This window comes from Bifidobacterium sp. wkB338 (assembly GCF_003688325.1).
GTDB classification, from domain to species: Bacteria; Actinomycetota; Actinomycetes; order Actinomycetales; family Bifidobacteriaceae; genus Bombiscardovia; species Bombiscardovia polysaccharolytica.
In genome coordinates this window covers 57,369-78,100 of sequence record NZ_NPOR01000038.1, presented here as the reverse complement: position 1 = coordinate 78,100, position 20,732 = coordinate 57,369, and the positions used below count along the sequence as shown (strand labels likewise).

The 20,732-nt window shown below is 60.7% G+C and carries 17 protein-coding genes and 1 tRNA gene; 9 read left to right on the top strand and 9 right to left on the bottom strand.

Annotated features, from left to right (window positions below; all coding sequences use genetic code 11):
• Nucleotides 1-16 precede the first annotated feature (16 nt).
• The 3 genes from CI603_RS07055 to CI603_RS07045 all read right to left on the bottom strand — a co-directional run bounded on the left by CI603_RS07055 (nt 17) and on the right by CI603_RS07045 (nt 3,965).
• Nucleotides 17-1,051, bottom strand: coding sequence for a ribonuclease H (locus CI603_RS07055; protein ID WP_121913586.1), 1,035 nt, complete (start codon nt 1,049-1,051; stop codon nt 17-19).
• Between the two features lie 83 nt (nt 1,052-1,134).
• Nucleotides 1,135-2,808, bottom strand: a complete 1,674-nt coding sequence (gene pgm / locus CI603_RS07050) for a phosphoglucomutase (alpha-D-glucose-1,6-bisphosphate-dependent) (RefSeq protein WP_121913585.1) — start codon at nt 2,806-2,808, stop codon at nt 1,135-1,137.
• Between the two features lie 62 nt (nt 2,809-2,870).
• Nucleotides 2,871-3,965, bottom strand: coding sequence for a diacylglycerol kinase family protein (locus CI603_RS07045; RefSeq protein WP_046323281.1), 1,095 nt, complete (start codon nt 3,963-3,965; stop codon nt 2,871-2,873).
• Between the two features lie 220 nt (nt 3,966-4,185).
• On the opposite strand from CI603_RS07045, the gene CI603_RS07040 reads away from it, so the two are divergent.
• From CI603_RS07040 to CI603_RS07010, 7 genes are all read left to right on the top strand, one after another.
• Nucleotides 4,186-4,863, top strand: a complete 678-nt coding sequence (locus tag CI603_RS07040; RefSeq protein ID WP_121913584.1) for a serine dehydratase beta chain — start codon at nt 4,186-4,188, stop codon at nt 4,861-4,863.
• Nucleotides 4,864-4,875: 12 nt separating this feature from the next.
• Nucleotides 4,876-5,751 (top strand): L-serine ammonia-lyase, iron-sulfur-dependent, subunit alpha, encoded by an 876-nt coding sequence (gene sdaAA / locus CI603_RS07035; RefSeq protein WP_121913583.1) that lies wholly within the window; start codon nt 4,876-4,878, stop codon nt 5,749-5,751.
• A 170-nt stretch (nt 5,752-5,921) separates the two neighbouring features.
• A complete protein-coding gene (gene serS, locus CI603_RS07030) occupies nt 5,922-7,208 on the top strand; it encodes a serine--tRNA ligase (RefSeq protein ID WP_121913582.1) in 1,287 nt (428 codons plus the stop codon).
• Between the two features lie 93 nt (nt 7,209-7,301).
• Nucleotides 7,302-7,386 (top strand) — tRNA-Ser (locus CI603_RS07025).
• A 190-nt stretch (nt 7,387-7,576) separates the two neighbouring features.
• Nucleotides 7,577-8,074: a hypothetical protein gene (locus CI603_RS07020; protein WP_121913581.1), complete on the top strand. Its 498-nt coding sequence runs from the start codon at nt 7,577-7,579 to the stop codon at nt 8,072-8,074.
• Nucleotides 8,075-8,084: 10 nt separating this feature from the next.
• Nucleotides 8,085-8,684: a YbaK/EbsC family protein gene (locus CI603_RS07015; protein ID WP_121913580.1), complete on the top strand. Its 600-nt coding sequence runs from the start codon at nt 8,085-8,087 to the stop codon at nt 8,682-8,684.
• Nucleotides 8,685-8,814: 130 nt separating this feature from the next.
• Nucleotides 8,815-10,374, top strand: a complete 1,560-nt coding sequence (locus CI603_RS07010; protein WP_395947975.1) for a ClC family H(+)/Cl(-) exchange transporter — start codon at nt 8,815-8,817, stop codon at nt 10,372-10,374.
• Between the two features lie 10 nt (nt 10,375-10,384).
• Here the strand turns inward: CI603_RS07010 and CI603_RS07005 are convergent, their stop codons facing one another.
• Nucleotides 10,385-10,996, bottom strand: a complete 612-nt coding sequence (locus CI603_RS07005) for a Type 1 glutamine amidotransferase-like domain-containing protein (protein ID WP_121913578.1) — start codon at nt 10,994-10,996, stop codon at nt 10,385-10,387.
• Between the two features lie 146 nt (nt 10,997-11,142).
• Here CI603_RS07005 and CI603_RS07000 point away from each other — a divergent pair, with 146 nt between their 5' ends.
• Nucleotides 11,143-11,862, top strand: a complete 720-nt coding sequence (locus CI603_RS07000; protein WP_121913577.1) for a hypothetical protein — start codon at nt 11,143-11,145, stop codon at nt 11,860-11,862.
• 8 nt (nt 11,863-11,870) lie between these two features.
• On the opposite strand, the gene CI603_RS06995 is transcribed toward CI603_RS07000, so the two are convergent.
• Together CI603_RS06995 and CI603_RS06990 are read right to left on the bottom strand one after the other, a co-directional pair.
• Nucleotides 11,871-12,572, bottom strand: a complete 702-nt coding sequence (locus tag CI603_RS06995) for a response regulator transcription factor (RefSeq protein WP_121913576.1) — start codon at nt 12,570-12,572, stop codon at nt 11,871-11,873.
• A 98-nt stretch (nt 12,573-12,670) separates the two neighbouring features.
• Nucleotides 12,671-13,957, bottom strand: coding sequence for an ATP-binding protein (locus CI603_RS06990; protein ID WP_121913575.1), 1,287 nt, complete (start codon nt 13,955-13,957; stop codon nt 12,671-12,673).
• 140 nt (nt 13,958-14,097) lie between these two features.
• On the opposite strand from CI603_RS06990, the gene CI603_RS06985 reads away from it, so the two are divergent.
• Nucleotides 14,098-16,002: a PspC domain-containing protein gene (locus CI603_RS06985; RefSeq protein WP_121913574.1), complete on the top strand. Its 1,905-nt coding sequence runs from the start codon at nt 14,098-14,100 to the stop codon at nt 16,000-16,002.
• Nucleotides 16,003-16,357: 355 nt separating this feature from the next.
• On the opposite strand, the gene CI603_RS06980 is transcribed toward CI603_RS06985, so the two are convergent.
• From CI603_RS06980 to CI603_RS06970, 3 genes are all read right to left on the bottom strand, one after another.
• Nucleotides 16,358-17,914 (bottom strand): S9 family peptidase, encoded by a 1,557-nt coding sequence (locus CI603_RS06980; protein WP_121913573.1) that lies wholly within the window; start codon nt 17,912-17,914, stop codon nt 16,358-16,360.
• 65 nt (nt 17,915-17,979) lie between these two features.
• Entirely contained in the window at nt 17,980-18,615 is a 636-nt protein-coding gene (locus CI603_RS06975) for a DUF4125 family protein (RefSeq protein WP_121913572.1), read from the bottom strand.
• A 12-nt stretch (nt 18,616-18,627) separates the two neighbouring features.
• The gene (locus CI603_RS06970) at nt 18,628-20,607 is read right to left on the bottom strand and encodes a DUF4037 domain-containing protein (RefSeq protein ID WP_259465515.1); all 1,980 of its coding nucleotides are present in this window, start codon (nt 20,605-20,607) and stop codon (nt 18,628-18,630) included.
• Nucleotides 20,608-20,732 lie beyond the last annotated feature (125 nt).

The following is a 20,732-nucleotide window of genomic DNA, read 5'->3' as shown; positions in this document are numbered from 1 at the left end:
ACGGTCCATGAGCCGTTCAATCCTCCACTTCGATGGCGTGCAGGCGGAAAGGAGACTCCTGAATGGTCAGGTAGCCGTCAGGATCGATGTCTGCGTCTATATCGATGCTCCCGACGATATGCAGATCCTGTCCTGTGAACATGCTGCTGCCGGATGGGGGCGGCGTGATGCGGATGCGACCGCTGGCTCTCAGTCCCCGGGCGCCGGAGCTCTTGGTCTCTTGGTCAGCCGTGTCGGTATCTGAGGTGTCCTTGAAAGCAGGCGCGAGTTCGTCTTCCTGACCATCGGCTATGTCGGGGTCGGGTGTGCCATTGATGGCCTCTTCGCCTGGATCCGTTACTGTGGATTGGCTTTCTTCGATATCCCGCGTCTTTGGCGACTGGGGGGAAGTTGCTTCCACAGATTCAGCTTCTACAGCGGTCTCGGCCAGGTCTTGCTGCTCCTCCTGGTCCAGGCCGACCTTCTTGCGGCCCAGTTTATCCAGAACTTGGGGTCCTCCGTCCAGTTCAGCCTTGACTGCGGGCGGCACTTGCGTGCCCTTGGCATAGGGAGAGGCCAGCAGCGAACGCCAGCCCTCGATGGGCAGACAGCCTTCCCGTTCGCCCTTGCCTGCAGCTGTGGCGTAGCCGCGGGCCAGAGTGTCCACTTTCTCGTTGAAGGTGTCGCCGGCGTGGCCCTTGACCCAGACAAACCTGACCGATCCCGGTCGTGCTTGGATCTCCTGGTCGATGGCTTCGATCAGGGGGCGGTTCTTCACCGGCTTGCCCTGGGAGTTCTTCCAGCCCTTCTTCTTCCATCCGGGCACCCAGGTGGTGGAGCAGTTGATGGCGTATTGGGAGTCGGTTTCGATGACTAGCGGGCGCTCGCCTGGGTGGGCGCGCAACGCCTGCAGCACGGCACATAGCTCGCCAATCTGATTGGTGCCGTTGCTGGCGCCGCCTGCATCTGCGTCGCCGCCCTCGTGATCGGCCCAGGCCCAGCCCATGGGGCCATTGGGGTTGCTCAGTGCGCTGCCGTCGGTCGAGACGACTAGGTTCTTGTCATTGGTCATGGCTCCAGCCTAGACAGACAGATAGAAAGCACCCGTGCCTGCGATGAGTACTGCGGGCAGGTGCATGCGGTCTTGCCTGGAACTCAGCTCAGGGCCTTGGCGACCACCTTGTCGGCATCGTCCAGAACCTGGTCCAGGGCCTCAGGCGAAACGAAGGATTCCGCATAGACCTTGTAGATGTTCTCGGTGCCAGAGGGGCGGGCAGCGAACCAGTTGTTCCGGGTAGTCACCTTGATGCCCCCGATTTTGGCCCCATTGCCTGGAGCCTCCGTCAGCTTGGCAGTGATGGGTTCGCCGGCCAGTGTGGAGGCCGTCACATCGTCGCCGTTCAGCTGGACGAACTTCTGCTTCTGCTCCAGTGTGGTCGGGGTGTCCACCCGCTTGTACCAGCTTTGGCCGAAGCGCTCCACCTGCTCCTGGTGGAGCTGGGCCGGATTCTTGCCGGTCTTGGCTGTGATTTCAGCAGCCAGGAGGTCGGGGATCAGCCCGTCCTTGTCGGTTGTCCAGACATGGCCGTCCCTACGAAGGAAGCTCATTCCGGAGCTCTCCTCGCCGCCGAAGGCCACCTCGCCCTTGAAGAGGGGGTCGACAAACCACTTGAAGCCCACAGGTACCTCGATCAGCCTGGCACCGATGGATGCGGCCACGCGGTCGATCAGGGAGGAGGAGACCAGGGTCTTGCCGATGCCGGCACCATGGGGCCATCCGGGACGGTTGCCCGAGAAGAGGTATTCCACACAGACGGCGATGTAGTGGTTGGGATTCATGACCCCGGTTCCTGGACAGACGATGCCATGCCGGTCGGCGTCCGGATCGGTGCCCCCCACCAGGTCGTAGGAGTCCCAGGCTCCGGCGTTGAGGCGATCCACCAGCCCCTTCATGGCATAGGGGGAGCTGGGATCCATGCGGATCTTCCCATCGTGATCGATGGTCATGAACCGCCAGGTCGGATCCACCTCCGGGTTGACGACACCAATGTTCAGGCCGTACTTTTCATTGATCAGCGGCCAGTAGTTGATTGAGGCGCCGCCCAGCGGGTCGATGCCCAGACGGACTCCGGAGGATCTGATCAGATCGAAGTCGATGACATTGCCCAGGTCGGTCACGTAATGCTCCCGGTAGTCGAAGCGCTCCACCAGGTCGGATTTGATGGCATCCTCAAAAGGAATCCGCTTGACCTGCCTGTAGTCGCCCAGGAGCTCGTTGGCCCGTTGGGCGATGGCGTTGGTGGTTTCGGCCGGAGCCGGACCGCCTGTGGGCGGGTCATACTTGAATCCGCCATCGGTGGGCGGGTTGTGGGAGGGAGTGACCACGATGCCGTCGGCCAGATCCTCGCCGGAGAAGCGCTGGGTGCCGTCAGCCGCCCGGTTGTGTGTCAGGATGGCCTGGGAGACGGTGGGTGTGGGAGTGTAGTCATCATTGGCATCGATGCGCACCCGTACCCCGTTTGCGGTCAGGACCTCGATGGCCGTCTTCCAGGCGGGAAGGGAAAGAGCGTGGGTATCACGGCCCAGGTAGAGTGGTCCAGTAATCCCGTCCTTGGTGCGCTGTTCGGCTATGGCCTGGCTGATAGCCACGATGTGGGCCTCGTTGAAGGAGGTGGTCAGGGCTGAGCCGCGATGCCCAGAGGTGCCGAAGGACACCCGCTGGGAGGGAATTGAAGGGTCGGGGATGAGATCGTAGTACCTGCCGATCAGATCGTCGACGTTGATCAAATCTTCTGGGCTGGCAGGCTTGCCCGCATTCTGTGCTGTCATGGCTCCCATCATGCCACCCCGGCATGAGAAAGCGGACAGATGGGCAATAGGCTCTTTCGGTCTCAGTCGGACTGGGGCACCCGCACGTCCAGGGCCTGACGCTCCACGCTGAGTGCGATGTGGCAGGTCTCGCCCAGAATGTCTCCGTCCACCTGAGCCAGGGCCGGCTTCTCCAGGCGGATCTCCGCCTTGGTCCCCTGTAGCTGGACGATGGTGGAGTTGGTCGACAGGGGGCTCTGGCTGGTCTTGCGGGTTATGGTCTGATGCATCACGTCCCCGAAGAGGTTGGCCCAGCCGATCAAGCCGGCGGAGGTGTCGATGATCTCAAAGTCCAGGATGCCGTCATCGTAGGAGGCATCGGGCATCAGGGAGAATCCTGGAATCTCCCCGCAGTTGCCGGCCATGAAGGTGCGGAAGGTCACTGATGTGTTGGTCTGCGTGACCTGGTCGGGCCGGGTGATGGAGATGTCGGCCGTGTACTTGGGTGCGAACAGATGCTTGGCGCCACTGATGAAGTAGGCCAGCCAGCTGACCGTCTTCTTCAGATTAGGGTCGGTGTCGTCAATCATCAGAGCATCGAAGCCGATGCCAGCGATGATCAGGAAAGCGTGACCACGACCTTGCTCCTTACTGTCTGCGTCAAGGAGGGTCATGCGGCCCACATCCACCTGGGTGGACCCGTGCGAGGTGGCCACGGCCAGGGCGGCGTCCAGATCGCCTACTGGAATGCCCATGTTCCGTGCGAACAGGTTTCCGGTCCCGATTGGGATGATGCCCATGACATGATCGCTGGAAGCCATGGCGCTGGCTACGGTGCGTACAGTCCCGTCCCCGCCCACGGCAACGACTACGTTGGCCCCACGCTCCAGTGCCATGCGGGCGCAGGCCCTGCCGTCCCGATCCAGCTGGGTTTCGATGAAGCTGAATTCGCGGATGCCCTTGTCTCGGCAGTATTGCTGGATGCGTTCGCGGGCGGCAGCAGCCTGGGGTTTGGAGGGGTTGATGACGAAGGCGTAGCTGAGCTGGTCGTCGTCCCGGGCCAGTATCTGCATGGCGAACTTGTGCCGTCTTTGGGCGCGGACGATCAGCACCACCGCAGTGACGGCAATGGCCGCCGCTGCCAGGATGGCGAGGATGACGACCGCTGGAATTGGCATGACTCCATTTTGCGCGCCCTGCCGACTCGAATCTTCTGGGTGTGTCCGACGTGAACGAACCCTCTACAGCAATCACGCTCACAGTATGAGTTGATTGAGTAGTGAAAACCGTAAAGTTAAGATGGCACTCGGTCCATGTGGTCCCTTCGGTCTGGAGTTGCAACGGCTTCGTGCGCTGGAAGTCCGGGAAAGCCCGGGGGTATGGGAAGAGGAGGCAGGCATGGATAAATACAAGAGCGTGTTCGACATCATAGGTCCCATCATGATTGGACCCTCCAGCTCGCACACAGCCGGGGCCGTGGCCATTGGTCGGGTTGGCCACATCCTTGCCGGGGGTGTTCCGAGTCGTGCTGATGTTCATTATTATGATTCTTTCGCTCGCACGCACAGCGGCCACGGTACCGACTACGCCATCATCAGCGGCCTGCTGGGTTTTGCGCCGGATGACCCCCGGGTGCCTGATGCGATTGGCATCGCCCGCGGGCAGGGCATGGATCTGACCTTCCACGAGGAGGACGAACCCAGTCCCATCGACCATCCGAATACCGCTGTCCTGGATTTGCGGGGGCCAGCCGGTCGGGTGATCTACGCAGCTTGTTCCATCGGGGGCGGAACCATTGAAGTACGGCGTATCAACTTGGACGGCTGCCAGATCACTCCTCCAGGGCTTCTGCCCATCCTGCTGGTGGAAGTGGATGAATCCGAAAAGGGCGCAGATCGGCGATTGGAGCGCATACGCGATCTGCTTCGAGAAGAGGGTGTGACCAAGCAGACCAGGTATGAGCCCGAGGGTCCGGCCGGCATGGCGGTGTACGAGTTCGATTTGGACAATCCGCTGTCCGCGCAGCGGCAGAAGCAGATCGCGGGTCACTCGTCCCGGATGATGTATATCGACTAGGAGGCATGGCGCATGTTCACTTCGATTGCTGAACTCGTGAGTATGGCCGAAGAGCGTGGATCGTCGATATCTGAAGTGGCCATCGACGAGGAGGTGCGACGTTCGCACCAGACCCGTGAGCAGATCTGGGCAAGAATGGCCAGGAATCTGCAGGTCATGCAGGCTGCTGTTGCCAGGGGGTCCCAGGGCGATGGCGTGTTTTCCAAGACTGGGCTGAGTGGTGGCCAGGCGGCTCTGCTGGAGCATTATCGGAAGACGCGAACCAGCCTGAGCGGCGATGCCATGCTGCAGGCCGTTGAGGCCGCCATGGCTACCAATGAGGTCAACGCGGCCATGGGCATCATTTGTGCGACTCCTACCGCCGGCTCTTCGGGCACTCTGCCCGGCGTGCTCACAGTGCTCAGGAATCGAATGGGGCTGGATGACGACGGGTTGATTCGCTGCCTGTTCACGGCAGGGGCTTTCGGTCTGGTTACCGCCAACAAGGCGATGATTTCCGGAGCTACAGGCGGTTGTCAGGCCGAAGTGGGCAGCGCATCCGGCATGGCTGCCGCTGCAGCGGTTGAGGGTGCTGGAGGCGATCCCGATGCCTGCGCCCAGGCCTTCGCCATCGCCATGAGCAATCTGCTGGGCCTTGTCTGCGATCCCGTGGCCGGCCTGGTGGAGGTGCCTTGCGTAAACCGCAACGCCATCGGCACTGCCAACGCTTTGATTGCTGCTGATATTGCCTTATCGGGTGGTGTCAGCAGAATCCCGCCCGATGAGGTCATCGCAGCCATGAAGTCCATCGGCGAGAGCATGCCATCCTCACTGAGGGAGACTGGCATTGGCGGGCTTGCGGGCACTCCCACCGGCAAACGGTTCCGCAGGACTGTATTCGGCAAGTGATGCGGGGCAGCTGTATATAAAAGACGGATGGTTTCCGTCCGCCTTCCTGCCTCGGCTGCTCCCCCTGGCTGGTCGGCGGCGGTCGGGCCGGTTGCGACAGAGGCCATAAGGCTTGGGAAGAGTTGTGCGGGGCCGGTTTTCGTGTCCCCCGAAAGTCATAGAATTCAGATATGTTAGATATCAGGTTCATTCAGGAACATCCGGATGTTGTCCGTGAATCACAGCGTAAACGCGGCGAATCGGTCGAACTCGTCGACGAAGTGCTGAAGGCGGACAGCGAGCGCAGGGCGGCGCTCCAGGATTACGAAAGCCGCAGGGCCGAGCAGAAGTCGCTCGGCAAGCGCATGGGTTCGGCCTCTCCTGATGAGAAAGCCGACCTTCTGGCCCAGACCAAGAGTCTGTCGGACAAGGTGAACGCCTGCAAGGCAGCCTCTGACGAGGCCAACGCCAGGTACACCGATCTGATGTGGAAGTTCAGCAACGTAGTGGAGCCTGAGGCGCCCGAGGGCGGCGAGGATGATTACGTGGTGGTCAAGAAGGTCGGCACTCCGCGCGACTTCGCCAAGGAGGGTTTCGAGCCCAAGAACCACTTGGACCTGGGCGTTGGCGTGGCTGGTATCGACATGCGCAGGGGCGTCAAGGTCTCCGGATCCAGATTCTACTTCCTGCGCGGTGATGTGGCCCGGTTGGAGATTGCCATGCTGACCATGGCTGTGGACCAGGCCATGGAGCATGGATTCATTCCTACGATCACCCCCACTTTGGTCCGGCCCGAGGTCATGGCCGGCACCGGCTTCCTGAACTCCCATGCCGACGAGATCTATCGTCTGCGTGAGCCTGACGACCAGTATCTGGTGGGCACCTCCGAGGTCTCCCTGGCCGGTATGCACGAGGACGAGATTCTGGATTTGAGCAAGGGTCCGCTGCGTTACTGCGGTTGGTCCAGCTGCTACCGGCGAGAGGCTGGTTCTGCCGGCAAAGACACCATGGGCATCATCCGCGTCCACCAGTTTGACAAGGTGGAGATGTTCGTCTACTGCAAGCAGGAGGACTCCCGCGACCAGCACAAGCAGTTGTTGGCCATGGAGCAGGAAATGCTGGCCAAGGTGGACGTGCCCTACCGGATCATCGACACCGCTGCAGGAGACCTGGGATCCTCGGCTGCGCGCAAGTTCGATTGCGAGGCCTGGGTGCCCACCCAGGGTCGCTATCGGGAACTTACGTCAACCTCCAACTGCACCGAGTATCAGGCCCGCCGCCTCAACGAGCGCGAGCGGCTGGAGGACGGCTCCACGCGCCCTGTCAGCACCCTGAACGGGACCTTGGCCACTACCCGTTGGCTGGTCGCCATCCTGGAGAACCACCAGAATGCCGATGGCTCCATTGTCATCCCCGAGGCCATGCGCTCTTACGTGGGTGGAAAAGAAGTCATCGAGCCCCAGACCTGGGAGGCCTGAGCCGCCTCTATTGGAAGCGACCGACATTCCGTTGCTGGTTAGACCAACCTTGATGTCGTATGATGAGTGACGTGCCTGATTGGCACGTCTTTTGGACAGGTGTCTGAGCGGCCGAAAGAGACGGTCTTGAAAACCGTTGTGGCGCAAGCCACCGCGGGTTCGAATCCCGCCCTGTCCGCCTGGTTGATGCCCCGGAGCTATCTCCGGGGCATTCTTGTATTCGCTGAATCCAATGTTCCCAGTACTGAGGTCAGCGGTTGAGACAGCGGTTTGGGCTGGAACTTGGTGTCTACAATGATGGATGGTGGCCATGCTTAATCACGAGAGCCGACCCTTGGGCGCCGACTCTGCAAGGGAAAGGTCGGGTCGTGGATCAATTCATCGCCATTGTCTCTCTGATCGGGGATTGGCTGCTTTTCACATTCCCGCTCTTCCAGGGGCTGATGGAGCTGCAGGAATATCAGGAGCTTCTGGACGACTTTGATCAGCTCAGCAAGAATTGGGATGAGGTCTCGCCCTGGTGGTGGCTGGTGCCCATCGTCAAGATCCAGCTGGAGCGCAAACGCGGACACGAAATTCTCCGTCAGGCTACCAGGACCAGATCGGAACGTCGACGGGCGCTGAGCTTCCTCGACCAGGCGACCGCCTGGTACTTCGTGTCGGTCGCAGGCTGGCTGAAGATGGTTTCTTCCTCTTATGAGTTACTTGAAACATACGAAGCCAAAGAGAACATTTGGCTGCTGGTCCTTCTGATCGTTCTGCTGACCTCCGGCGGCCTTTTCAACGCCTACTATCGCATAGACAGGAAGCGGATAGGCCAGAAGGAGAAGGAGCTGAAGCCCGACTCTGAGGTGGACAACGACTGACGAGGTGTCCATGGGACCAGGTAATGGCAGCACTGATCCTGCAGCCAGAGCAGGGCTTGACGCCTCGGCCGGTATGGAGAAGGGGTCATTAGGCTCGGGGGACAGGATGGTTCCCCAGCCGGTGCGAGAGCTTCTGGATGGTTTGAGAACAAATTGGCGAGTCGCTCAACACCCGCCTTTGGATACCATCGAGCAAGGCATGGAGCTGGGCATTGCTGACCTGCTGGGGCTCTCTGTAGAAAACCTCTCCAAGTTCCTGCTGCTGGAGGATGCTGGAGGTCTGCTGATACTCCTGGTGGCCAGGGGCATAAGGCGACCGGATTTGCGCCAGGTGCGAGCAGTGGTCGGTTGCCGGAGGCTGCACATGGCCTCAGCTGCCACCCTGAGCGAGTGCCTGGGTACGGTGCCAGGTAGGGTCTCGCTGCTGGATCTGGTGGGTCATCGTGGCCAGGTGGACACCGTTGTCCTGGACGGTAATCTGACGGCAACTGACGAACAGACAGCACTGCCGTTAGGCTCTGACGACGTGTCCGTCTGCTTGCCCGGCTCCTGTCTGCCCGATCTTGCTCAGAAGCTGGCATCCCAGGTGTTCATACTGCCAGAAAGCTGAGGCTGTCGGCTCAGCCATTGCTCCTGGTCTCTGCCCTGAGAGAAGCTGGAAACCGTTGTGCGCGAAGGAGGGAAGGAGCAGGCCGGTGAGGCTGAATCTGTCTTGGAGGAAAGGGCCGTCGGCGGATCAGATGAATCAGGACCATTGTTCCGACACGGGCCAGGCGACTAGGCCGGGTCGAGCCAGCCGGTGGCTGGTAGCGTTCAGGGCCGCCTGTTGCGGACTGTTGGTGGGAGTACTGGTGGTGCTCTACCGGCAGGGTATCGGCTATGGCACCCGGTTCGCTCGATGGGCCTACGGGCAGATGCGTGATCAGCCTCTGATGATCCTTCCTTGGTTGCTGGCCGCCCTGGTGGTCGGGCTGGCCCTGGCCTGGATGGTTGGCCGGGTTCCCATGGCCTCCGGCTCCGGCATTCCACAGGTGGAGGGAGTGGTCATCCACGGCATGCGCATGCCTGCTCTGCCCGTGCTTGGCGTACGATTCCTGGGCGGCCTGGCCTGCGGCATGTTTGGCCTGTCTCTGGGGCGCGAGGGACCCTCGGTGCAGATCGGCGCGGCCGGTTCCCAACTGGTTTCCCGTGGGTTGCGCCGAGACCGTGTGGAGGAGACCTGCCTGGTGACCTCCGGTGCGGCGGCCGGTCTGTCTGCAGCATTCAATGCGCCGCTTTCGGGGATGGTCTTCGCTCTGGAGGAGATCCACAGGTCTTTTTCTCCCATGATTCTTCTTTCGGCGGCCATGGCCTGCCTGAGTGCTGATTTCATCGCCAAGAACCGCTTCGGCCTGCGTCCGGTCCTGGATTTCACTGCTATGCCACAGCTGACCATCGGCCAGTATCTGCTGATGATCCCCCTTGGGCTGGTGGCAGGTCTGGTGGGAGCTGCCATGAACCGCCTGCTACTGGGTGCTCAGAGTCTTTACAGCCACCTGCCCTCGAAGCTGGGACCGGTGATCTCCCTCTTCCTGGCTCTGCCGGTCGGATTGCTGCTGCCTGCCGTCCTGGGTGGCGGCGAGGACCTGATCGGCAAGGCGGAGGGTATTCGCGAGCTGGCCTGGTCAGTGGCCATCAACCTGTTGATTCTGCTTCTGGCCAAGATGCTCTTCACGGCCAGTTCCTTCGGCAGCGGCGCCCCCGGCGGCATCTTCATGCCCATCCTGGCAGTCGGCACGCTGACTGGTTCCCTGTGCGGTATGGGTGCAGCCGCCCTCGGAATGCCCGTCCGGATCATTCCGGTATGCGCGGTCTGCGCCATGGCAGGCACCCTGACGGCCTCGGTCAAGGCTCCCATAACATCCATCCTGCTGACGGTGGAGATGTCTGGATCCCTGGTTCATATGCTTCCCGTGGCTCTATGCGCCTTCACGGCCCTGATGGTGTCCGATTTGCTGCGTGTTGAACCCATTTACGAGGCTCTGCTGGAGCGTTATCGACGCGGACATGCTCCCGATGCCCAGGTTCCTGACAGAGTTACTGTGGAGTTTCCCATAGAACATGGCAGTCCAGCGGCTGGTCGTCTGCTGGGACAGGTCCCCTGGCCACACGGATGCGCCGTAATCGGTCTTCGCCGGGGCGAGCATAGGCTAATTCCCGCTGGTGATCTTCGGCTGCTCGCTGGGGATGGTGTCATCCTGCTCTGTCCGGGTGATCGTCTGGATCAGGCCCGCCAGGTCATGGAAGGCCTCTGTCGCTGACTGGCATTCTCTAAAGAATGGTCAGGCACTGCCCGCGAACCGCCACGGCTTGGGTGTTGCTGATGGCCACCATGGGCTCATCGTTGCCGTAGCGGTCCAGAATTTTTCTGGTCACCTCGGCGAAGGGCTCGGAATCAAGATGGGGCAGGAGGCGGAAGTCCACCAGACCCATCCCGGCGGTGGAGTCCAGATCCGGGGCGGCCGAGCGCGGATCCATGGCATCCAGGAAGCCGATATCGGGACCAGTCACCACAGCGCCGGCCGATTCGCCGATATAAGGTTTGCCCTGATCCACCTGCTGCCTGATCAGATCAGCAGCACCTGAGCGACGCAGCTCCTGCAGCAGGAAGAAGGTGTTGCCGCCGGATAGATAGATCAGGTCGTCCTTCTCCAGACTGCGACGCATGGTCTCCGGATCGGCGGTCGAGACTTCCAAGTCGTCGATCCGGCAGCCCATGTCGGTGAAAGCCTGGCGAGCTTCCTGGACATAGCTATCTGAACGCTGTGGAAGGTTGGCCGTGGGGATGAAGGCCACTGTGCGATTCTCGGGCGAGCCTTCGAGGAAAGCGGGCAGCCTGTCAGCAGTAGCGGAGAATGAGGATGTGAGCAGCAGCCGACGCATAACGGCTCCTTTCGTGCCGGGCGGGACTTCCGCCCTGGGCAGGTCGCAAAACGTAAGATTCGACCATTGCTGGCTTCAATATATCCATTCGATGGCCTTCACCCAGTGATTGACCACATGTAGGCTCAGATGCCTAGTCTGGGGGCATGGCAAGGCAGAATCAGGAGTTCCAGCAGGGATTAAGCCAAGGCGTATCGGGTGACCTGCCAGGTGAGGATATATTCGACGATGACCGCCCCGACCCAGCGGCCCCAGGCGGCAGCATCCTCTTCGCTCTACCTGGGACCCTGGTGGACTGGGACCCGCGCCGAGCCTTGGTCGGGCATTATCCTGACGGGGTGGTCGATATGGTGCTGGACCCGGAGGACCCTTGGGGCTTCGCTTGTGTCAGGAGGCAGATCAATCTGGGCGTGGACCCACAGCAGGCATTGGCTGATTATGAAACCACTCACGGACCTGCGGTCGCTTGGGTGGTTCGCGTCTGTCTGGAAAACTACACCTTGGCAGTAAAGGGCCTGCTTCCTGGAGCATCGGATCTGCTGGGGGATCTGCGGCGAGCCGGCCTGACCCTTTGGGGCCTGGCGGCGACGACCAGTAAGCTGACCGAAGCGGTGTCAGACGCCCTCTCGCCCCTCTCTGCTCTGAAAGGTGTTCTGATCTCATCCGAGGAGCATCTGGATCTTTCCGATCCGCTCTTCTATCGTCTGGCTCTGCGTCGTTTCGCCATCAGCCCCGGGCATACAATCTTCGTCGATGCGGATCCTGAGCATGTGGCTATGGCAGACAGACTGGGTATGGAGGGGATTGTTGCCCGTGACATCAGCAGTCTGCGTCAGCTCCTTCATCAGCGAGGCATTGACTGCTGAGCGGACGTTCAGACGATGCGGCGGTCTGCGGCCCAGCGGGTCAGTTCGGTTCGGTTGGAAAGCTGAAGCTTGCGCAGGACGTTGGATACGTGGGTCTCAACCGTCTTGATGGAGATGAAAAGCTCGGAGGCTACCTCGCGGTAGGTGTAGCCCCGGGCGATCAGGCGCATGACCTCCTGCTCGCGCGCGGAGAGTCGATCCAGTTCGTTGTCTTCCACCCGACCGGCATCTGCGGCCTCGTCCTCCTGGAAGGCGGAGAGCACGAATCCCGCCAGCTTGGGGGAGAAGACTGCATACCCCTCGTGAACTTGGCGGATTGAGGAGACCAGGTCCTTGGCGGAGATGGTCTTGGTCACGTAGCCACGGGCTCCGGCGCGGATAACTGAACCCACGTCCCTAGGCGAGTCGGATACGGAAAGAGCCAGAAAGACCGACCGGGGGGAGAGTGGGTGGGAACGGCTCAGAATTTCGGCGCCTCCGCCGCCCTGGCCGCCAGGCACGTGAACATCCAGAAGAACCACATCGGGACGGGTCTGCTCGACCATGAGAATCGAGGACTCCACGTCTGCCGCCTGACCCACGACCTGGAAATGCGGCTGCAGGGTGGTGATGACGCCGGTACGGAACATCTCATGGTCGTCGACGACGGCTACGCGGATGCTTGCGGGCCCATCCTCGGCTTGATGGGGCTCTGCTGCAGTCGTGGTCATGGGCGTGGTTCAGCCCGCCTTTCCCGACGCGGGTCCTCAAGCGTGGAAAGGATCGGACCGGCATGCGTCTGTGAATGAATGGTTCACCACGTATCCTATCATTGCTGTGCCTCAGTCCCTTTTTCAGCCTGATCAACATCGCCCTCCTGATGCTGGCTGGCCTCGGACAGCGGCATGTGCATCCTGACCTCGGTGCCCCAACCCGGGCGGGAGACGATTTCGACCCTGCCGCCACGCCGACGAATCCGACCGATGATGGACTCTCGGATTCCCAGGCGGTCAGCTGGAATCGCATCCATATCAAAGCCAGAACCGTGGTCGCGCACGTAGACTTCAACCTGATTCCTGCGGGCCTCGCAATATACGGATATGGGTTCGCCACCGTGGGTGACCGCATTGACCAGGGCCTGCTGGGCCGCGTTGAGCAGGGCGTCGGTCTGCGCGCAGGGCATGGCATCGCCCACGGTGACCACCTCGATTGGCTTGCCTGAATCATCCTCCACCTGTGCGGCTATCTGGCTCAGCCCAGTGCTGACGGACCGGTCTGAGGGAGTGCGTTCCTGATAGAGCCAGTTGCGCAGATCGCGCTCCTGGGATCGGGCCAGGGTGAAGACGGTATGCGGGTCATCGGCATGCAGCTGAATCAGAGCCAGGGTCTGCAGGACGCCATCGTGCAGATGGGCTGCCATATCGGCCCGTTCCTCCTCGCGTTCCTTCATGGCGCGTTCATCGCCCAGCTGGCTAATGATTGAGCCTACCCAGGGCACAACCACTGCTGTTACGCCCACAAGCAGCAGTCCGGCCAGGACTATCAGGGTCAGGGCCCAATGCAATTCCTGTGTGGAGAGCAGGAAGATTATCGCAGCAGACAGGATCAGGGCCAGGCTGCCGATCAGGGCCGGCAGGTGGTAGCCGGTTCCTTGGTTTTCCGGCCTCAGCCAGGCCAGAACCAGCCCGGCGCAAAAAAGCAGGCAGGGGACGACAAAGGCGGGGCGCATACCGCTGTTGAGCAGAAAAACCGTGGTCAGCAGGAGGATGATGCCTAGGCCTGCCAGCAGTCTGGTTATCCGCCCGGGGGTGATGTTGTGGTCCTCCTTCTGACCCGATTGTCCAGTAAGAATGCTGGGTGCCAGCGGAGCCGATCGCGGGTCATTCGGTTGGACCGCCTGGGTGGGATCGCCCTGGGGCAGTATCAACCAAAGGAAGCAGTAGACCACGCAGGTGATCATTTTGGGGGCCAGGAGCACCATGACCAGGCGTATCCAGAAGACGGGAATACCCAGGTGCAAACTGATGCCCTTGCAGACTCCGCACAGGATCCTGCCCTTGTGCGGCCTCATCAGGGGCATGCGCGCAGGGTGCAGAGGAGGTGGTTCCTTCAGCATTCGCTGTTCCTGCATGGGTGCGTTCATGCTTCCATTATCGTTTTCGGATGGTGCCGATAAGGCGATAAACGGAAGAAATCAGGGTCGAATCAGGGTGTTCCCCCATAAGATTTGCGCTCGCTGGGTGTTGTAATGAAGACATGAGTAGCGACATGAACGGCAATGGCCCTGATAACGGCTGGCGGTGGAAGTCTGACAAGTTCTTCCGCGCCTGCAGGGAGTCCTATCTGATCCGCGACCAGGGATGGATCGGCGGCGTCTGTGTAGCCTTGGCCCGTCGGCTGGGCTGGAGCGTAACCCTGGTCAGAGCGCTGATGATTTTGGCGGTCTTTCTCTTCGGCACTGGTGCCGCCTTCTATGGTTTTGCCTGGTTCGTCTTGCCGGATCGGCGTGGGGTCATTATCGCCCAGGAGCTGATTCACGGGATTTGGCATGCTTCCATGGTGGGTATCATCATTTACTGGCTGTTGGCCATCCTGATTCCTGGAGTCGGAATTGTTTCCTTGGCTTTGGGTGCATTGATTTTGTATCTCCTTATCCGGTGGAGTCGCAATAAGGCCCTGGAGTACCAGAGAGGGTACTGGGCTGGGCCGGATGCCGGCAGGCCGGTTTCGGGCGATCCTTGGGTGATGGGACCGCAGTATTCGGAACGGCCGAGTGGTGCAGGTTCGCAGTGGTATTCGAATCAGCCTGAGTATCCGAGCTTTTCAGGATATGAGGGATACCAGGATTACACAGGGACGCGAAGCAATGCACAGACAGCAAGTGATGCGAGTTCGGAAGGATACAAGGATCAGCCAGAGCATTCCGATTCGTATGGAACTTCGGAGCAACAAGGGGAGGTAGCCTCTCCTGGACCCATCTCTGAGACAGAGGATTCGGCAAACGCCGGCAGCGATTCGAATAATACGCAAGATGGGGGCAATCCCGGCGCTGGTGCAGCTCCCGGAGGTTGGACAGGGGCAGAAGGCCCTGCAGAACCTGCTGGGAACAAGAATCAGTCGTATGGATTCAGTGCCTGGCCGGGCTATGGCACAGCCGGGTCATTCTCGACAGGGCCGGGAATAGCCCGTCAGGGTCCGTCGGTTCCGCCCCGGCTGAGGCGTCGTCCCGCCGGACCTATGCTGGTCAGTCTTCTGTCGGGACTGATCCTGGTCTCCGGAGCAGGGGTTTGGTGGATGGCCACGAACCCCTATCGCGGGTTGAATGCGACCTTGGCCTACGCTCTGATCTGGGCTGGAGGCGTCACGCTGACACTTGGCGTGGTCATACTGATCCTGGGCTTGATGGGCCGCAGGTCAGGAGGATTGACTCCCATTGCCTTGATGGCCTGCCTGGTTGTCCTGATTCTGGCTACCGGTTCGGCCATACCCGGCATTGAGCAAACCCAGAACCGCAGGATCTTGGCCGACTACGCCACAGTTCAAGTTAACGGCAACAACTATGGGCGCTCGTTGGGGGCGAGCAGTGCGGATATGAGGCGTTACCGCCGCGGCACCGCGCTGGTCGGAGACCCGCAGGATCAGGGAAGTGCCGTCATTGACCTGACTGGTTATGAGCGTGAACACGGCACCCATCGTGTTCAGATTATGGATGATGCGGTGAGTACAGTCTCAGGCTGCCCGACGGGCACCGTGCGCCTGGCTGTGGCCTATGCTGACGTTCGCCTGCTCATTCCCAAGGGATGCAGTTTGTCCTATAGGGAACACACCGACCTCTACAGGGTCTTGGGATCAGGCGCGGCTGACTGGATAACCGAGACGGAACAGGGAAACCGGATGTGGTGGGGCAATACGTCGTCATCAGCTGAACGGCGCAATTGGGAGGAAGCCCTGCGAGCATCCAAGGAGGATCAGTGGCATATGCCCGACGATCCCGAATTGATTGTCGAAGCCAATCTCATGGACGGTGCACGGGTCACCGTGCAAGCCCAGGGGAGTGCTACCCAGCCGAAGCGGGGGCAGCTTTACAGCGGCTCGATCAATGAATATTGGGATTATAGCTACAATCCATGGCAGTTTGGGGAGGATCAGGAAGATGACTGATATGCAGCAACCAGAAGGGGGCCAGCCCCAGCCGCTGGATCGTCAGGAGCGCACCACCAAGGTCATGCCGGTTGAATCGCAGGCACCTCCGATATATCAGGTTCGGATGCAGCCGCCGGAGCCGGTCCGTCCTAGCGGCCCCAGCCTGCCGACCATCATTTTTGGCGCCCTGGTCGGACTTTTGGCTCTGACCATGTTGGCTTTAGGATTGGTCTTTCTGCGTTACGGTACGGATCTGACCATAGTCATACCCTGGCAGCGGATTATTCCATTGATTTTTGCCGGTCTGGGCGTGGTGCTGATTGGCGCGTCTGTATTAGCCTGGCTGGCATCAGCAAGGCGCACCCGATCTGTCTCAAAAGACCAGGATATTCCAGAAGATCAGGCTGCCAAGGATGGCCAGAGACCCCAGCAGGGTCAAGGTCAGGGTCAGCCAGTGGCCAGCCCCGGCAACAGCTGGCTTGCCGACAGATCGGCTGAAGACAGAGGTCAGGGTGCTCGCCAAGAGCAGGATGAGTACCAGACACAGGATGGACAACAGGGACCAGCATGATGCCATCATCGAGGACAGATGCACAAGGCCAAGCGCCTGGCGGACCACGGTAAAGGCATAGGCCAGCAGGGCAGCCATAAGTCCTGCGGCTAGCAGGCCTAGCGACCAGAGCCGTCCGGTCAGGCCTTTGCTGAAACCTGACTGTCGGTGGTCTTTGCCTCGAGCCCGCAGATGTGAGCTCAAGGCTCCAATCAGGGCTGATACCAGGGCAGCAGCCAGCAGAATGGGGCCACTGGCCATCAGGGTCAACAGGGCGGTCAGTGAAGGTATCAACCCTGTATCCGTGTGATCAGGCACTTGATTGAGCTGGTGGGGCTGGCTGCCGGCAATCATGGGAGTGGACCACTGATTGGCTTTGGTGCCCAATGCTACGGCGTTGATCCAGTCTTCCAGATTATGGGTATATCTGGGTTCAAGGGGCAACCCGGCCTTGGCCAGCCGGCTGCCGGTGCGGATCTGATGGTTGGTGGGGTAGTAGCGCAGGGTCACGTTGTCGTTGCCACTCGCATGTGTTCTGCGGATGATATCGCGCGCACCCTGCTCTACCGGCATGGAGACATCCATGGTGCCGAAGTTGATCATGACCGGCATCCGCAGCTGATCCAGATAGGGCAGGGAGGGAAAGTCGGCGTACTCCAGACCCAGCAGGGACAGGTCCATGCCCATGAGACGCGGTATAACGTTGCAAATCCCCTTAGGCGCGCCAATCAAGTCCAAATAGCTGGTGGCCGCCATGGCCATCTGCCGTCGTCCCGGGTAGACGGGAGGCGAAGTCAGGATGGAGAAGGCGATGCTGGGATCCTTGGTGGTCATGATGGACGATATCCAAGTGCCCTCGGATTCGGCGTACAGGCCCACCTTGGTTGGATCCACGCCCGGCCAGGAGCGCAGACGGTCAAGGGAACGCCCATAGTCGGCGGCCATGGCCCGGTAGTCGCGGTGGAAGGTGGTGTAGGTGTCCAAACGCTTGTCTGGCACCAGTGTGGTGATGCCGGCTGAGGCCATGGCTGAAGCCAGGTCGCCAAATACTTCGGAGGATTTGCCTGTTCCGGCACCATGGATGAACAGGCAGGCTGGTCCGGTGCCCTTGCGGTCGCTCGGCTCTCTGACAATGGCCTGGATGCGAACTCCGCCAGCCAAAGTGATGCTGATTTTCTGCTCCCTGACTGGGTGGGTGCCCTCAGGGGTCGTGGGGCCCAAACTCGAAGCGACGGTAGTGGAGCGGGTCGAGACCTGCAGATGGTCGCGGTAGGGTTCTACCCGCCAGTCCGGCGTCATGGCTTGGCCCAAAAGGAGCATGACCAGCAGGATGACCACAAAGGAGGCGGCGGTAAAGCCCGCCCGTTTCAGCTTTTGCACCCGTCAACTCTACCCGACCTCGCGACTGGTTGGAGAGAAGGACATCATGATTGTGTTTCAGGTGGTCAGTTCTGGGCCTGTTCGGCTTCGTCGAGGGTTTCAAAGCCGTTCATCTGCACCGTGGCCAGGATGGTTTCCTCGGTCAGGTTGCCACCCCGGGCCTCGATCTGGTCCACCATGGATTGGTAGAGATCCAGCGTCCTGGCCGAATAGGTGCCCAGTTCGCCACGCAGATAGGTTTCGAAGGAGGTGGCCTCCGGAGTGTCTTCACTGGTGCGCAGGACTCGCATCTCCTGACCTAGACGGGGGTAACGCTCGCGGAAGTCCTTGGCCCAGGCCACCTGCCGGTCGATGATGTGCTCCTGCTGCTCCTGGCGATCCAGGCCCAGCCTGGGCAGGTAGGGGGCAATGCTGCTGTGGTACTGGTCCGGGGCGGTGGATTCCATCATCCGCCCATACTTTTCGGTCAGCAGGTTGCGTCCCTGTGCGTCAGCCTGATCCAGATCGTCTGCATAACTGGCCAGCAGGGGATGAGGCCAGGTCAGAAACTGGCTCAGGCGCATCTGATGGAACATGGGCCAGTTGCCCTGACAGTTGGCCGGACCACCCTCGTTGTTGACCTGCTGGAACTGTTCCCATTCGTGGCGGACGATCCCCTCACGCAAGGACTCGTCATCCTGACATTGCTTGTCGTTTGCCATCCTTGGCTCCTTTCAGATGCTGTGCAGAACCGGATCGTCGCTGGCAATGTGGGCCTCGACATAGGGGCGCTGCCATTCCAGGAAGGTTTCCGGGCTGTTGGTCAAGCCCTCCGCTTGCAACTCTTCTACGATTCTTGCGCAGATGGACTCTACAAGCTTGGTAATGCGTTCGGCGGCCGGCCGAGCTCCCTTGCCGCCTTCGCCAAAGCCTTGCCCCCCGTAGCAGGCAGCCGAAGCCAGGCGCAGGATGTCCTCCAGCTGCTCGGTCAGGTCGGACAGCCTGGTGGCCATTCGTCCGCTCAGTTGGCGAAGGGCCGCGAAGGTCCACTTGTAGTAGGGCAGGTAACCGACTGTCAGCGGATTGTTGATCAGAAAGATCAGGGAGGCGCAGGCTTTGACGAATTCGTTGATTGACAGCATAGCTGCAGCTCCATCGCCCCGCTGCAGACTCCGCGGCAGGTTGTACTGGCCCGCCTGGGCGATCATGCCCAGCCGGCGGGAGATCAGGCAGAAGCGCACATCATCGGGCATGGCCTTGAACCCCTGCCGGGTAGCCAGCATCTGTCCCAGAGGATCCGCGAAAATCTTGCCATTAGTGGCCGCCGCCAGCGTGGCCTCGTCAAGGAGCAGCCACTCGTGGGGGTGATCTTCCGGGGGCGCCTGCCGGTAGCCGGTCAGAGATTCGAAGAAGGCGCCGATCTCGAAGACGCCCACGCGGCGGTTGGCTCCCTTTGCCCTGACGCTGTCGGTCCGCGAACCGAATCCCATGAACTCAGTAGGCAAGGCCTCATAGTCCTTCTGCAGCTGGTCGCCGATGGCCTGGTAATCCTCGCTGGTCAGCCACAGGCAGAAGCCGGGGCCGAAATCGTGATCCCGGGAGATGACATCGTCAAAGCCGTAGCAGTCCGAGCCATGGCCCATCAGGCCCACGGCGATCCGGTTGCGATACTGGGGATAACGCTCCTCCAGCATGGGACGGCCCACCTGTTCCCAGTAAGCCCTGGCCAGGTCCAGCCCTTGAATATCCGGGCGGGAGTCATGTTGATCGTTGTCATCGTTCTGATTCCTGGTTGAGGTTTGGATTGAGCTGATCTTCGGCTGGTTGGGTGCTATTTCGTCAGTCTGATCGGGTTGGTCCTCGTCCGCGTTTTTCTCAGCAGCGGCTTGGGCCTGGTCCAGATTGGCCTTGGTGATCTGGTAGTAGTCGCTGCCTTTGCCGTACCGGTCCTCAATGATGGCCAGGGCCTTGCGGTAGGTGTCTGCCGACTGCCTGAAGCGGCCGGTCATATAGCAGACCTGGGCGAAGCCTGCAAGGGCCGAGGCGTAGTGTGCGCTGTTCTCCAGGTGGCCGGTTCGATAGATGTCCAAGGCTGTACGAGCCTGGTCCCAAGCTTCTTGCAGAGCCTGCGGATTGTCGTTGCGCTGCATGAGCAGGAGGGCCAGATTGGTGTGGGTGGAGGCCAGGTCCAGATCCCGGGAAGGATCGGTGCTGGAATTTTCCAGTATGTCCATGGCCTGGCGCAGCTCCTGCTCGGCCTGGTCGGGTCGGTCGGTTTCGCTGTAGAGCATGGACAGGTTATTGTGCAGGGCCGCCAGCCGCCGGTCCTTGGGCCCAAGGGTCTTGGCTGCGGAGGCAAGCGCCTGTCGATAGAGGTCTTCAGCCTGGTCGTACTTCTTGGCTGCCCGTAGACCTGTGGCCGCATTGATCAGGGTGGTCGTCCAGGCATCGGACCCCTCGATGCGCATTCGGGAGGCAAGCTCGATGGCCCGCTGGATCATCCACATGTTCTCTTGATGGCGACCTTGTGACCGGTAGAAGCCGATGGTTTCGTTAAGCACGGTCAGCAGTCCGGCATCGTCGCCTGCATTCTCCGCATCCACCAGCGCCTGTTGCAGGTAGGGTTCAGCTTCGTCGCGAGCCTTGCCGGCGCTGAAGATGGCATCCAGACCGTCCAGGAAGGCTTGGGTATCGAAGGTGCCGTCCGGTTGCATGTAGGACTGTTGGGGTTCTTTCTGCCTGCTGCCTGTGATCGGTATCTGGTCCTGGCTCATGTGGCTCCCTTGCTGTCAGGGTATCTGTAGGTGCCGGTTCCTCGTGGAGCTCTAGCGCCTGGTCG